This window comes from Streptomyces sp. NPDC001194 (genome assembly GCF_042896985.1).
Taxonomy (GTDB): Bacteria; Actinomycetota; Actinomycetes; order Streptomycetales; family Streptomycetaceae; genus Streptomyces.
Map to the genome: position 1 here is coordinate 99,117 of NZ_JBIAXU010000007.1, position 14,658 is coordinate 113,774.

Genomic DNA, 14,658 nt, shown 5'->3' on the forward strand with positions numbered 1-14,658 from the left:
CACACCAACCGCAGAACGGAACCACAGGAGCGAGGAAAGGAGGTGAGGTGTCGTGCCACAAGGCAACACACCCACGACCCATGGTGCCCGGATTCAACTGGGCGACCTCTGCGAGGTGACGGCCGGTCCGTCCGGGTCGCTGTTGGACCGCCTGCACGACGGTCCCGACGGTGTGCCCGTGATTTCGCCACCGGACCTCGCCTCGGACCACAGGGTGGACAGCCGCAGAGTGCGACGCGTGCCGCAGGGCGACGCGGCCCGGCTGGAGCGGTTCGCCGTACGGGAGGGCGACGTGCTCGTCGTACGGCAAGGGGCACTCGGGAGGCTGGCGCTCATCGACCAGGCTCAGTCCGGATGGCTCTACGGAACGTCCTGCCTGCGCCTGAGGCCCTTGCCCGGTGGCGTCCTGCCCGCCTTCCTGGCGGCCTACCTGTCGCATCCGCCGGTGCAGAGGGCCATGCTGGGCCAGGCCCTCCCCGGTACCGTGCCCGCCCTCAACTCGGCATTGCTCAGGGAGCTCTCGGTCACCGTGCCGCCCATGGACCGGCAGTACGCCGTCGTCGAAGCACTCGCAGACGTCGCCGACCACATCAGGATCCAACGGAAGATGGTCGAGCGGCTGGAGTCCCTGCGGCCGGCCATCTTCACGGAACTGCTCCAAGGGACGAGGGACACATGGCGCTGATGACCGTCGGGCGACTGACGGAGGAACTCTTCAAGGCAGCCGACATCCTGCGCGGTCGGCTGGATGCCTCGGAGTACCGCGACGTCCTCTTCGGAATACTGCTGCTCAAGCGTGCTTCTGACCAGCCCGGCATCCTGAATGTGCCCGACGAGTCGCGCTGGCGGCACATCGTCGATTCCAAGACCAAGGCGCCGGAGATTCTCAACACGGCGCTGTCGGCACTGAAGCAGAGCAACCCGGACAGACTTGACGGAGTCCTGGGAGCCCTCGACTTCAACAGGGGGCTGGGGCAGGCCCGGCTCAAGGCGCTGATCGATCACTTCGACCATGTTCCTCTGGGTGACGACGATCTGGAGTTCAGCGATGTGGTCGGCCGGGCCTACGACCACACGCTGGGCCGGCTCGCCGACGCGGCAGGCAAGAAAGGGGGCGAGTTCTATACGCCTCGTTCCGTGGTCCAGCTGATGGTGGATCTGGTGCGTCCGGAACCCGGGCAGTCGGTCTACGATCCCTTCGCCGGCTCCGGCGGCATGCTCCTCCAGGCCAAGGAGTACGTCGCCGAGCACGGCCGGGACGCCGTCGACCTCGCCCTCTTCGGGCAGGAACTGAACGTCGAAACGTGCTCCACCGCCCGGCTGAACCTATTGCTGCACAACGTGACGGACGGCTCGGTGCTCTGCGGTGACACCCTGGCCGATCCGCTCCACCTGTGCGGTGACGGCCGGCTGAGACGCTTCGACCGGGTGCTGACCAACGCTCCGTTCTCGATGAACTACGCGGAGAAGGAGATCAAACACCCGGAACGGATGCGATACGGCTGGACTCCCGCACAGGGGAAGAAGGCTGATCTGATGAACGTCCAGCACGTACTCGCCGTGCTGCGCCCGGACGGGATCGGAGCCGTCGTAACCCCGCACGGTGTGCTGTTCCGGGGAGGCTCCGAAGCCGAGATCCGCCGGGGCATCGTCGAAGACGGTCGACTCGAAGCAGTGATCGGTATCGGGCCGAACGTATTCCACGGCACATCCCTCCCCGCCTGCATCCTCGTGCTGCGTGGCAGTGACGGAATGCCAGTGGGCGAACGCGGCACCGTGCTGTTCATCAATGCCGAGCGCGAAGTGGTCACCGGCAGGTCACTGAACCGCCTGGAGCCGGAGAACATCGAGAAGATCGCGAGTGCCTTCCGGGAGAGGGCTGACATCAACGGCTTCTCCCGCGTGGTCACGCTGGAGGAGATCGCGGAGAACGACTTCAACCTCAACATCCCGCGCTACGTGGACACCGCCCCGCCGGAAGGGCCGTTGCTGGACGTCCGCGCGGCGCTGTTCGGTGGCGTCCCCAGAAGCGAGGTGGAGGCGGAGGAGCCGAGGTTCCGTTCCTTCGGCATCGATCTCGCAGACCTCTTCCAGCCAAGGGACCTGGACTATTTCAGCTTCCCGGCGGAAGGCTGCGAAGCCGCGGCCGCCCGCATCCCGGAGCTCGCGACCACCCACGAGCGCGGGCTCATCGACCAGTGCTGCCAATGGTGGGAGGGCGCGGCAGTGCAGATCGCCGAACTCGCGCCTGCAAAGAAGCTGTTCGAGTCGCGCTCCCACCTCATGGCTTCCTTCCGTGAGGAACTCCTACCCTTGGGGATCCTGGACCGGTACGAGTTGACGGGAATCCTCGCGGCTTGGTGGTCCGACCGGCAGGACGACCTCAGAAGCCTGGAACTACGCGGCTTTGCCGGAGTGATCGACCGATGGGTGGCAGCGGACGGCAATTCCTCCTGGCACAGGGGCCCGGCTCGTGAACGAGTACTGGAGGTCCTCGGTCACGATCTCTGCTCACGCGTCACGGGACGCGTGGCTGCACAGCGGCAGGAGCTCGTCGCGCTCTACCGGTCGTGGGGCGACCGGTACGAGACCTCGTACGCAGACCTGGAGCAGCAGAGTCTGGCGGCGGCGGAACGGCTCCGATCCCGCCTCCGGGGGCTCGGATACCGCTGATGGCCCATGCAGGCTCCGAGCCCGTCGAGATCGCCGGCGCGGAGCGGAATCGGCACTGCCACCGGAGGTCATGCGGCCGCTGCCGTACGGAGGGCTCTGGTCAGGAGGGACGAGTTTCCCAGGCGGCGGCGCAATTCCCGTTCCAGACCGGCGACCGGAACGAGGTTCTGCGGGGCCCGGGGATCCTTGTACTCGCAGCCGGCGTACCGCGGCAGCACGCGTTGCGAAAGGTCGGCCAGAGCCACCGCCTCTTCCCGCGGGACATTGGCGGCGCATTCCAGGCGAACCACCCCGGCCCACGGGGGGCCGGGCGTGCACGGCAGGCGCAGATACCAGGCATGGCGATCCCAGGAGGTACCCATGAGGAACACTGGGGTACGTTCGCCCGGAGCGAGGTGGGCGACCATCGCATGGAGGTCAGGAGGTAGGTAGGCGGTGCGGTGGGACTTGATGAAGCCCAGGGCACGCGGCAGGTGGGTGCGGCCGCGCAGCGGGCCGTCGACGACCAACAGGTCCGAGCCGACGGCGACGCCGTGCCCGTCGAGAGCGGTTCGGGCGTTGGTCGCCACGAGGACCTCCAAGTCGTGGAGGCGGCTCTGGAGCGCCGACGAGAGCAAAACTGCCAGGTTCTCCTCCATGTCGTCGGCGGTGACGTGCGCCCGGTAGGTACCTGCCGTGGTGGGAACGTCGACAGCGTTGGGGGCGGTGGTGAACAGGCCACGCCGTGACTCCACCGTCAGCAGGTGCGCGCCGTGGCCGGGACAGCAGCACACAGTGCCGGCAGCGTACGAGGCACAGAGGGCCATCGCGGCATCGGCGGCGGAGTGGTGCGAGTCGGCGGCGACGGGTGCGAGCCGCTCGGCAGGCGGAGGTTGTTCGATCCAGATACGGGCCTCGACTCGACGCACGCCGTCAACGAACAGGACGGCACCGGGCGCGGGACCGTAGGAGGGGGAGATCGGCTTCCAGTCGGCGGTGACGGTCTCGACGTCGAGGACTACGCTCGCGCTGGAGCCACCCACGGAGTCGTCAAGACCTTCGGCGTTCTCGACGCTCGAACCGTAAGTGGGGTCCCAGCCGTCAACATGGAACCGCATCGGAGCCAGGCGGGCGGTGTTCGTCATGTGCCCTCCCGGGTGACAACGGAGCTGTGGGTGTCGCGGTACACCCGGAAACGCACCGGTACACGTTCAGCGAGCCCGGAGACATGGGTGATCAGACCGACCATACGGTCGCCCTGAGCGAGGGTCTCCAGGGTGTCGGCGACCATGTCGAGGGATTCGGGGTCCAGTGTGCCGAAGCCCTCATCGAGGAAGATGGACTCCAGTTTCGTTGCGCCACCGAGGCCGGCCAGCTGTTCGGAAAGAGCGAGCGCCAGGGCGAGGCTGGCCTGGAACGTCTCCCCGCCGGACAGAGTGCGGACGGAGCGCTCCGTATCGGCGTCGGAGTGATCGACGACGTAGAACTCGCCCTTGCGGTGGCTCAAGTCGAAACGGTCGCCCGAGAGACGGCGGAGCGACTCCGAGGCGCCCTCGACCAGGGTGTCGAGCGCGGACTCGGCGAGCCATCGCGGAAACCGTTCCGATCGCATCTGCCGGGCCAGTTCGGCGGCCACGTGCTGTCGGGTGCGCGCGGCGCCGATCCGTTCCCTGACAGAAGCGGCTTCGGCGAGCTCGCGTACGATCCGCTCCGCCTCGGCACGAGCCCGTTCGACGGCGATCGTGACCACCCTGGGTGCGCGCGCAGCACGGCCGGGCCCCTCACCCAAGCTGCCGGGGTCCAGACCGTGTTCACTCAGCTGCGACTCGAGTCGCTCCAGGAGCTTGGCGGCCTCGTCGGCCGCGGCCTGGGCTTCGGCATGCCTGCCTATCGCTTCGGCCCGGCGGGCAGCGGCCTCACGGGCAGCCCAGGACACGAGTTCGGCCCAGGCAGCGGCGAGGTCGGCGGTGTCGGGGCGAGGAGGGGCGAGTGCTGCCACGATGTCCCGGGCGGCCGTCAGTTCGGAGCGGGCGGCTTCGGTTCGGGTCACGGACCGCTGGCTCTCGGCCAGCGCCTCCCCGAGTTCGTCGCGCGTGTGGTCGGCCCGGGCCGTGGCAGCGGTCACGGCGGCTTCGAGCCGGGTACGTTCGGTGAGCAGGCCGGTGATTGCCTGCGCCGACGGCGCTCCGGACAGCAGATCCTCGAGCTCGCGAAGCCGGGTGGTAAGGGCGGTACGGTCGGCTTCGGCGGTCGTGGCGTCCCGCACGCTCTGGGTGTGCGCACCCCTTGCTTCCTCATGCGCCCGGTCGGCTGATTCGAGGGAGGCGACAGCCTGCTGGTGGGCCTCATCCGCAGTGGTGACCGCGCCTGCGGCAGCGAACAGGTCGGCCTCGGCTTCGGTGGTGGCAGCGCGGGCCCACGCTTCCAGTCCGGCCCACGCAGCCGTCAGGTCGGCTGGGGCTCCCCGAGCTCCGCGGTGTTCGGAATCGGCGGGAACAGACCGCTCCGCAGTGGGCGGTTCGAGGTCGGCCAAGGCGCCCAGCTGCCTGTCGAGCACGGTGCGGGACCGTTCGAGCTCCCGCAGGAGCGCACCGGCGGCAGTCAACGCGGTCCCGTGCACGGCCCCGGCCTCCCGTACCTCAGCGCGGGCCTGCTCTTCGGCGGCGGCAAGCCGCTCGCGTACCGCACAGAGCCCGTCGAGCCGGATACGGTCGGCTCCGGCCCCGGTATTGCCGTCCGCAACGGAGCCATGGACTGCGCCAGGGAAGACTTCGGGCTCTCCCACGGCCGCTCCGGGAAGATCCGAGAGCAGGACGGCCAGGCGCTGCTCGATCAGGGTGCGCCGCCCGGAGACGGTGTCGACGGTACGCTGCCGACCGGCGACCGAGGCGGCTGCTTCCTGTTGGCGGGTCAGTGCCTCGCGGTGTTGGCGGGTCGCGACGACCGCTGCGGCCTCGGCCGCGTCGAGCGCCGGATCAGGCAGGGGTGTCGGGAGCACGGTGACGTTCTGCTCGCAGACCGGGCAGGCGTGGCCGACCTGGAGCGCCGGACGCAGCTGACCGGCACCGGCGAGGGTACGTGCCTCTTCCACAGCGGTCGCGGCGGCGTCGAGGAGAGACTGCGCAGTGGTCACCGCAGCATCGGTCCGCGCGGCCGTCTGGACGACGTGGTCCAGTTCTCCGGTGGCGACGTCAAGGTCGGCTGTGGCTTGGTCGAGCTGGTCGAGTGCCACGCGGGCATCGGTGAGGAGCCTTTCGTCGCCGGCCGCTGCGAGCGCGGAAGCCGTCTGCTGGTGGCGTTCCTGAGCTTTGGCGAGTCGCCTCTCCGCTTCTTCGGCCTGCCGGGCGAGCTCCGCCGCCCGACGGGCCAGCACGGGCAGCCCCTCAGGGGTACGAACACCAGCCAACCGGTCCCGGCGGCGCCGGACCTCATCGTGCGCTTGATGGGCACGTTCGAGGTTACCGCGAGCCTCCGCCACGTCCGTGCGGGCGGATTCGACGGCGCCGGCACGGCTGCGTAACTGTTCAAGGCACCACGCCAGTTTCCGGTCAGCACGGTCCGCAGCCGCGAAAAGCCCCTCGCGGTGCGCAACCAGGTCCGCCCTCTCCGCGTGGAGGTCACGGGTGTGTTCCAGGGCGGCGCGCTCGGGGGCGGTCCGGTCGGCCGCATGCGCGTCGGCGAGGGCCCGGACGGCTTCGTCGCTCGCCTCGCGCGCCTTCTCGACGGCGGTCTTCGCGTCTTCGGCAGCGCGCTGGACCTCTTCGATGCCGTGCGGGAGGCTCACGGAGGCGAGCAGGTCGGCCTGGGCGCGAAGCGTGTCCGCACGGGACGCGGCTTCGACCGTACGGGCACGAGCCTCGTCGACACCTGGGACGAGTGCGTCGACGCTGGTGGCCAGCAGTTCCAATGCCGATACCCGCACATCCGCGTCGGCCTCGGCTTCGGGGGTGGCGTCTGTGTAGCGGCCGAGTTGCTCGGTGAGGACGTCCACCTCTTTGGCCGCCGCGTCCCTCTGGATGCCGGCACGCTTGCCGATGCCCTCGAAGTGGGCGGCGCCGAGGAGTTTCAGCAGGATCCGCTGACGGTCGGCGCTGTTCGCGGAGAGGAACCGGGCGAAGTCACCTTGAGGCAAGACGACACATTGGCAGAAGTCGTCGAAGGACAGGCCAAGCAGCCGCTCGACGGCGGCATTGAGTTCCTTGATCTCGCCGGCCAAGACCTCGGGTTGCGGCCCGTTCCGGTCTACAAGGGTCGCGGCGGGGTCGGCGAACCTGACCAAGCTGACGGTCTTCTGCTGTACCTGCTGGCCGATCCGGCGAACCTCGCGGGCCACCTGATAGCGCTGGGACGCAACATCGAAGGTGAGCGAGACGGTGCATCGGTTGCTGGTGGGAGCGAGCGCGTAGGAGATGGCGTTGCTCCGGCCCCAGCGGTAAGCCGAGCCGTACAGCGCAAACGTCAAAGCGTCGAGGACGGTGGATTTCCCCGACCCGGTGGAGCCGACGAGGGCGAAGTAGTCAGCGTCGGCGAAGTCGACCACGGTGGCGACACGGAAACCGGCGAAGCCGTTGAGCTCCAGGCGAACGGGGCGCATCTGGGGTGTTGTTCCTTACCGGGTGTGTGAGGGACCTGGGTGCCGGAGGGCGGAGCGCGGAAGCTTCTCAGGGACGGGTGGTCGAGCGGGTGAGGTCGTCATGCAGCTCGTTGAACAGCTCCACCACCCGGTCGTCGCTGACGCCGACGCTGTGGCAGTAGTCCGTGAACAACTGCGCGGGCGTCCTGGCCGGCTGGTCGACGGCCATGCCTGCCTTGACGCTGGAACTCGCATAGTCGGAGTGGATGCGGATCTCCAGGGCATTGGGCAGGGCTTCGGTCAGGTCGTCGCGCAGGCCGGCGTACGCGGGCTGGGTGACGACGAGCCGGAGGTAGTCCTCGCCGTAGGCCGCTCGGTCGGCGATGAGCCCCGCAACGGTCCCCTCGACCGTGCGCAGCCGGCGGCCGGCGGTGACCGGGACATCGGTGACCTGCGCCGGAGTGCCGGGAGAGGCTTCGACGAGGCAGACCACGTGCGTGTTGTCCTGCTCACCGAAGTCGACCGGGTACGGGGATCCGCTGTAGTGCACCGGACAGGCTGCCGGGATCCGCTGTCGGCGGTGGAGGTGGCCCAGGGCCACGTAGTGGGCCTCGACGGGAAAGATCGCGGCAGGGACGTGGTACTCCATGATCGATTGGGCGGCCCGTTCGCCACCGCCGAAGGCGCCGCCGGTGCACGTCAGGTGCGCCATGACGATGTTGACGGCATCCGGGGTGAAGGCCGCCGTCAGATCGCCCAGGACGTCGCGGACCAGCTGGTCGTACGCACCGACGTTCTGCGAGGGGGTGTTCGCGATGATCTCGGCGGCTCGGACTGCGTAGCGGCGGGAGAGGAACGGCAGGACCGCGATGTTGACGGGCTCGTTCGTGGACTTGGCACGAAAGGTGAGTACGCCACCCTTGTCCGCCGGCCGCGCCTGGCCGTAGACGTGGATGCCGGCGACCCCCATCAACGGCTTGTACGCCTCGAACGTGGCACCGTGGTCGTGGTTGCCGGCGATGACGACGACCTCGATGTTCCGCCTGGCCAGTTGCATCAGGGTGCGTACAACGAGTTTCTGAGCGTCGGCAGTCGGCGCCGAGTGCTCATAGACGTCGCCGGAAACAAGCACGGCATCGACCTCGTTGCCGAGCGCGATCCGGGTGATCTCGCTGAGCACGGCAGCCTGTTCGTCGAGCCGGTTGCGGCCCTTGAGGATCTTGCCGACGTGCCAGTCTGAGGTGTGGAGGAACTTCACCGGGACGGTCCTTCCGGATGAACGAAGCAGGCCGGGCGGGCAGGTACGGGGTGGGATGGCGGTGTGGGGCGCGGCAGCCCTCGGATGGTGGGCCGTCAGTAGAGTGGGCGCTCCTCGACGGCGCCGCCGTCGCAGTCGTCGAGCCAGCGGTCGTCAGCGGTGGCCGGCAGCTTGTCGAACGGACTTGGCCGCATCTCCCCGGCGGCACCCCTGGGGGAGGCCAAGCCGTCGGCGGAGGCGGGTTCGGCGTAGGCAAGTTCGCCGACCTCGGAGAGCCGTGTGGCCCAAGCCGGAAAGGGAAACTCGACGGCCAGCGGCACCGGGATCTCCGGCTGGGAGACGAACATGGTGCCGGGCCTCGCGAGGGTGGCGCGCTGCCGCTGCCCCTTGGGCAGGAACCCGTACTCGGGACGGGTGGCCTCCGCAGGGTCGAGGCGTCCGACGATCTTGATCGAAGAGTTCGACACGATACGGCGTTCGACCTCGGAGGCGGTCTGCTGAGCTCCGATGAGGATGATGCCGAGCGAACGACCGCGCTCGGCGATGTCGAGCAGCACATCCTTGATCGGAGAAGAGCCTTCGCGGGGCGCATACTTGTTGAGCTCGTCGATCATCGTGAAGAGGAGGCCGCCGGGCCCAGCCTGTTCCTTGCGTTCGGTCTCCACTGCGAGGACGACACCGACGACGAAGCGCTGAGCACGCTCGGGCAGGTTATGCAGGTCAACAACTGTGACTTGGTGTCGCGACGTGTCGACCGAGTGGTCAACCGGATGGTCGGTGACCGTGCTCAGGTCCCCCCGGAGCAAGGGGGTGAGCGGCCGTTGAGAGGACCTCAGCCGCCGGACGAACGCGTTCACGGTGCCGGTTCCCACGGCCGGTCCCGCCCAGAGCGGACGGGTGGCTTCGTCGGTGACCCGCTCGGTGATGAATTCGATCATCTCCTCCCAGGTGCGGAGGACGATTCCGTCAACGGCAACCGCCCCATCGTTCCCGGCAGGTCGGGCTTCCCGGCGCAGCCGACCGGTGACTTGGTGAACCACCATCGTGTACTGGTTCTTCTCGTCCGCGACGTCGGTGAACACGTACGGGAGTAACTCGCTTTCACAGAACTCTGTGAGGGTCCACCAGAACGCAGTAACGCCGCTGGTCCGGCCGGTCACGTGGGGACGGCCGGTGGTGTCGCCGGGGAGCGGCGGGGCATGGAAGCCGACGGAGACGAAAGGCCGGGCGGGCAGGCCGAGCCGGCCGTAAGCGGCGCGTAGGGAATCGTTGAGGCAGGTGTTGGGCTGATCAACGAACAGCAGGTCCTCGCCCTTGACGGAGAAGATCAGAGCCTTGGCGTTGACGGCTCGGCCGCCCAACGCTCCAGAGGTGAACAGGGAGTGGAGGAGGAACAGCGCGAAACTAGTCTTGGTTGCCACCCCCGAAATGCCCGAGATGGATGCATGGGCTCCACGGGTACCGTCGAGGAACTCAAGGTTGAGGTAGATCGGTTCGCCGTCGCGGCCAATTCCGACGGGGATTCGCGTGTCCATACGGTCGAAGTACAGCGCGGCGTCGCGGTCCGCCCCCGTCGCCCGGATGGCCACTTCACCGGGCCGGGGCGGCACATAGCACTCGGGGTCAACGCGAGTCGTGGTGACCTCGGCTATTTCCTGCATGTGCGCCGGCAGGATCCCGTCGGCAATGAGGAACACGTCCGAGTCGAAGGCGGCACCCTCGTGGCGGGCGACAACCTCGGTGACCACACCGGAGGTCGTAACGGTTCCGCGCCCAGGGACCTGTCGACGGGTGCTGACGACGTCGTCGAGTTGGAGGTAGGCGTCGGCTGCCACGGCCACATGGAACTTCAAGGGTGTGGAGTCCTCGGTACCGGCCACCTTCCCTACCTGCTGCTCCGCCGTTCTGCCCTTCCGACCCGCGGCGATTGCGGCGAGGTGGCCGGGCAGTGTGGTGTCGGCATCGGACAACCCGGAATCGGTGTCGGTCATCGGCGGGCTCTCCCTGTGTGGTGCGGTACCTGATCATGGAAACGGCGGGCTGAGGAGCGGCCCCGTCCCCGAGCTGTGGCCCTGTGGAACCCTGTAGCCCGACGGGTGCCGGTCACAGAGATCGCGTTACCGATGTGATCGCGAGGCGGGATGCTCTGGCCGGAATGGGCCCAAGTGGACTGAGCAGCACGCTTCAGGACTGCTCTGGAACTCGGGTACCCGTCGGGCCGGATGGTGGCGAGCCCCGGGGTCGACAGCGTCAGGCGATCGTGCAGCGTCTATCGGCGGCGAGAGGTGACACTGGTGCCGTGGTGTGAGCATCTGCACCGGAGGAGACGGACGGATGGCCCCGCCGGCAGGCGGTGACGTCCCGGCAACCGTCGCCCTCACCGATGGCAACATAAGCGAGCGGGCCCAAGCCGACCTGTAGACGCACGCGCCCCCCTCGTTGGCAGCTCGCACACGCTGTGAGGCGCACGCGGGACATCCGCCTCGAGTACCCCACCCTCATGCGGCTCGACGCATCCTACGTATTTTCATCCGACCCCACATACGGATTGCACGATCAGGCACCCAGCCATTTCACAGGCTGTCCCGGTCACCTGGTTCTCGTTGGGAGTCGAGTTCCAGCTCGACCCATCGCTCCACAACGCTGCGCACCGACTGCGACTGATGCAGGAAACGTGCCCGCCATGGGCATGAGCGCCCGGTCGTGGGGCCTTCCTCGCTCACCGATCCCTGGCCACCTGCCATTCGGGCAAGGAGCATTTCCGCGAGCGACATCGACGAATCCCGACTCCAGTCCGGACGGACGATACTGGTCGCGGGTGCGTCCGGGGACATCGGCCAAGACATGCCCCTCGCCCTGCACACTTTGGCCCCGGTGATCACGATGGGTTACAGGACGCTGCCTACCGGCGTGCCACAGTGCGCGCTCGTGCGCTCCCTGCCGCGCCGGGACCCATTCGTCAATCCTGGTGGCATGGCGACCCTCCCGAAGGCTCCATGCCCTTCTTGCTCCGTTCCGCACGCCTTGCTGCCTACCAAACGGATCGGATACGGATCGGTCAAGGACCACAAGATCGAGCCGCGGGGCCTCGTGCTGTGTCCGGGCAGCATGATGCACGTCGCTTACGCCAAGGCGCGGGCGTGGCAGCTCGAGCTCGAGCACGCACAGCAGGAGTCAGCGGCGCCGGCGGTGGAACAGGCGTCACTGGATAGCGCTGTCCAACCTGCGCGTCAGGTTGCCGGGGCCGTCGTGGTTCAGGAGGGTCGCGTACTACTCGTGCGGCGACGAGTTGCGGAGGGTCGACTCTCATGGCAATTCCCGGCGGGCAAAGTCGAACCGGGCGAGTCCTGCGATGAAGCCGCCGTCCGCGAGACGAAGGAGGAGGCCGGCCTGGACGTGGTCGCCGTTGTGCGGTTGGGCGAGCGGATCCATCCCCTCACCGGCCGGCACGTGTCCTACACGGCCTGCGAGGTGGTCGGCGGGACCGCACATGTGGCGGACGCTGATGAAGTCGCTGAGGTCGCGTGGGTGAACCTGTCTGAGATCCCGCGGTACATCCCGTACGGCCTCTTCAAGCCAGTCCAACGACACCTGGACGCCATCCTTCGATCTTGACCACGGCCACCAGGACGAGAATGCCTCGCCGCCCCGCAGCAGCATTCCGTGGATGTCGCCCTGTAGTGGCAGCCCACACACCGGTGGGGCTTCGAGGACCACCGTGGGCACCCCAAGAGTCCAGCACCGCATGGCAACCAAGTCTCTGCCCCACGGCATGGGTACCTCCTACAAGGACTGCGAGCACCCACACATCGCAAGGACGACGGCAAGGTCGTCGACCTTCCCCGCGATCGGGCAAGCTCGGTTGCAGCTTGAGGATCACGGCTCAGGCGGCTGCGCTCCTTTCGGGCGGCGTTCGACGGGGCACGCCCACCGTGCACGCGCTCGTCAGCACCCGTCGCCGAGGTTGATCCCCGCCGCGGCGGCCGCGTGGACGACGTACAGCTGGATCAGTTCCATCGGGATCGCCAGAACGTTGAACCAGACGGTGGTACCGGCGACGAGGCCCGGCCAGCTCTCCCCGAGCCGGCGGCCGTACCGTCCGCGCAGCCGCCGCGCGAGCAGCACGCACACGGCCACCGCCGCCAGGCCGAGGCCCACACCGGCCCACCCCGCGACGTACTCCGTCATCGGGAAGGGCAGGTGTCGGCAGGCTTCGCGCTGCCGGTCGGCCCACCCGTGCTCGATCTCCTGAGTGTGCAGGGAGGTGGCGACGCCGGCCACGGTCAGCAACGGCACCAGCAGCCCCGCCGTCACGGTCCCCGGCGTGACGGCGCGCGGGCGCGCCGTGCCGTCGCTCGCGGCGGGGGAGGGCGAGGTGGTGGCCATCAGTACCAATCCGGTTCGGGGCGGACGATGCGGATGCGCTGCTCGCCGCCGTTCCTGTTCGCGATGTGTTCCCGGCTGTCCAGACTCACGTTTTGGAACGAGCTCGTGTGCTGGGTCACCTTGATGTCTCCGTCCGGGGTGACCGAGGTGACGACGGCGGCGTGGTGGGTCTCGCCGGGGGCGGTTTCCGTGCCTGGAGCCACCTGCTCGTAGAAGACGATGTCACCGGGCTGTGCCTCGGTCCTCGGCACCTCCTTGCTGCCGTGGCGCAGCAGGAAGTTCTGCAGTCCCTCGGCCCGCGCCCATGACTCGGAGTGGTACGCGTGCTGGTCGAGCCAGTCCCACCCGGTCCCGCTCTGGCGGCCCCAGGCGTCGTCGCCCGTCAGCCCGGACCAGGGGTCGATCTTCTTCTTCATGCCGCCTGCTTCCAGGCTCGACGACACGAAGTTGGTGCAGTTGCCGAGCGCCCCGTAGTCGAGGTCGTCCTTCTTGTCCCAGTGGTCGAGCGCGTACCGCACCATTTCGACCCGGTCGATCTTCCCGTCGGGTCCGCGCAGTTCGCGCCCGACCTCGGGCGGCAGGCCCTTGAGGTCGGCGAGGGTCACGGGGTCGGCCCGCATGAGGTCCTTCTGCTGCTGCGGGGTCAGGCCGTCCCACCAGGCGCGCTGGAGGTTCGGATCCTTGCCGACCGGGATGTCCGCGCGGAGCATCTCGAATTCTATGTGGGACGCCTCGACGAGGATCTCGTTGTGCGCCTGGGAGGTGTCGGAGACGTTGATGGTCTTCGCGAGCTTGTCCAGTTCGGCGGAGGCCTTCGCGTCCGCCTGGTCAGCCTCGCGCAGGGCCTCGTCGATCAGCCCGTTGACCTCGGATATCTGGCCCAGTTCCTTGGTGTAGGCGTCGCGTACGTTCTGCGGGACGTTCGGGCCGACGGGTGCGGCCCCCGTGTACGCGCCCACCGCGCGGCCGTCCTCGATGCTCAGCCCGTGCTCGCGCGCCAGCTCGGCCGCGTGGAAGAGCGTGCGCTGGGCGAATCCCATCGAATGGGCCAGGGCGTCGAGGACCATGGCCACGCCCTTCATGATGTCGCCGCCGGACTCCAGACGGTCGGCGAGGTCCTCCAGGCGCTTGCCGGCCTGCTTGCCGGTGGCGTCCGCCCAGTGGTCGTCGAGTGGCTTCTTGCCCTGCGCGCGGATGTCCTCACAGGCGGAAGAGGAACGCCGGGCGAGGTCGACCCAGTCGTCCGCCGCCTTCTGCCACTGGTCCACCCGGCAGTCGTACAGGTCGTGATAGGCGACCACGGATCAGTTCCTCCCGAAGTCGGCGAGGCCGTGCCGGAGCCTGCCGAAGGCGTCCTGAGCCTGGGCATCGGTGGTGTCATAGGCGTTGGCCGTGGTGTGGAGGTTGTCGGCCATGGTGTTCATCTGCTTCCCCAGGTCGACCATGTGGTCCTCCCACGCGGTCGCACACCGCTTCAACGCCCCCGCGGAGGACCAGCCGTGGTGCGCATCGGCCGCCGTGTCGCTCGAATCGAGGGACTTGCGGAGGTTCTCCAGCGCCTTCTCGGCGGCCGCGTCGGCACCTCCCGCGCCTTGCCGCACGTAATACGTCTTGATGTCTACATCCACGAAATTTCCCCCATGATCACTTCGTCCACATCCTAAGACACCGCTTCGTCGGGTGATCATTCGTTGAACTGGGCACAGGGAGCCCTGATTGCCCCTGCGAGCCGCGAGGGCTTGCGACGGCAGGTCGGGCAGGAAAACCTGGCGAAGCCCAGGCCAAAGGT

General features: G+C 68.2%; 10 protein-coding genes. 3 read left to right on the plus strand and 7 right to left on the minus strand.

Annotated features, from left to right (window positions below; all coding sequences use genetic code 11):
* The first annotated feature begins 52 nt into the window (after positions 1 to 52).
* Together ACFY1T_RS17760 and ACFY1T_RS17765 are read left to right on the plus strand one after the other, a co-directional pair.
* Positions 53 to 685: a restriction endonuclease subunit S gene (locus tag ACFY1T_RS17760; protein WP_390788966.1), complete on the plus strand. Its 633-nt coding sequence runs from the start codon at positions 53 to 55 to the stop codon at positions 683 to 685.
* The gene (locus ACFY1T_RS17765) at positions 676 to 2,673 is read left to right on the plus strand and encodes an N-6 DNA methylase (protein WP_390788967.1); all 1,998 of its coding nucleotides are present in this window, start codon (positions 676 to 678) and stop codon (positions 2,671 to 2,673) included. Before ACFY1T_RS17760 ends, ACFY1T_RS17765 begins: the two co-directional genes overlap by 10 nt.
* A 68-nt stretch (positions 2,674 to 2,741) precedes the next feature.
* Here ACFY1T_RS17765 and ACFY1T_RS17770 read toward each other — a convergent pair whose 3' ends face one another.
* From ACFY1T_RS17770 to ACFY1T_RS17785, 4 genes are all read right to left on the minus strand, one after another.
* The gene (locus ACFY1T_RS17770; RefSeq protein ID WP_390788968.1) at positions 2,742 to 3,797 is read right to left on the minus strand and encodes a hypothetical protein; all 1,056 of its coding nucleotides are present in this window, start codon (positions 3,795 to 3,797) and stop codon (positions 2,742 to 2,744) included.
* A complete protein-coding gene (locus ACFY1T_RS17775; RefSeq protein WP_390788969.1) occupies positions 3,794 to 7,246 on the minus strand; it encodes an AAA family ATPase in 3,453 nt (1,150 codons plus the stop codon). The genes ACFY1T_RS17770 and ACFY1T_RS17775 overlap by 4 nt, the downstream gene beginning before the upstream one ends.
* A gap of 67 nt (positions 7,247 to 7,313) precedes the next feature.
* Positions 7,314 to 8,483, minus strand: a complete 1,170-nt coding sequence (locus ACFY1T_RS17780) for an exonuclease SbcCD subunit D (protein WP_390788970.1) — start codon at positions 8,481 to 8,483, stop codon at positions 7,314 to 7,316.
* 95 nt (positions 8,484 to 8,578) lie between these two features.
* Positions 8,579 to 10,474: an ATP-binding protein gene (locus tag ACFY1T_RS17785; protein ID WP_390788971.1), complete on the minus strand. Its 1,896-nt coding sequence runs from the start codon at positions 10,472 to 10,474 to the stop codon at positions 8,579 to 8,581.
* Positions 10,475 to 11,687: 1,213 nt separating this feature from the next.
* Here ACFY1T_RS17785 and ACFY1T_RS17790 point away from each other — a divergent pair.
* Positions 11,688 to 12,098, plus strand: a complete 411-nt coding sequence (locus ACFY1T_RS17790; protein ID WP_390789133.1) for an NUDIX hydrolase — start codon at positions 11,688 to 11,690, stop codon at positions 12,096 to 12,098.
* A gap of 330 nt (positions 12,099 to 12,428) precedes the next feature.
* Here the strand turns inward: ACFY1T_RS17790 and ACFY1T_RS17795 are convergent, their stop codons facing one another.
* Genes ACFY1T_RS17795 through ACFY1T_RS17805 form a run of 3 tightly spaced genes read right to left on the minus strand, consistent with a single transcriptional unit; the run spans position 12,429 to position 14,497 of the window.
* Positions 12,429 to 12,869, minus strand: coding sequence for a hypothetical protein (locus ACFY1T_RS17795; RefSeq protein ID WP_390788972.1), 441 nt, complete (start codon positions 12,867 to 12,869; stop codon positions 12,429 to 12,431).
* The gene (locus tag ACFY1T_RS17800) at positions 12,869 to 14,170 is read right to left on the minus strand and encodes an amidase domain-containing protein (RefSeq protein WP_390788973.1); all 1,302 of its coding nucleotides are present in this window, start codon (positions 14,168 to 14,170) and stop codon (positions 12,869 to 12,871) included. Before ACFY1T_RS17800 ends, ACFY1T_RS17795 begins: the two co-directional genes overlap by 1 nt.
* 3 nt (positions 14,171 to 14,173) lie before the next feature.
* On the minus strand, positions 14,174 to 14,497 hold the full coding sequence (locus ACFY1T_RS17805) for a type VII secretion target (RefSeq protein ID WP_390788974.1): 324 nt from the start codon (positions 14,495 to 14,497) through the stop codon (positions 14,174 to 14,176).
* Between the last annotated feature and the right edge of the window lie 161 nt (positions 14,498 to 14,658).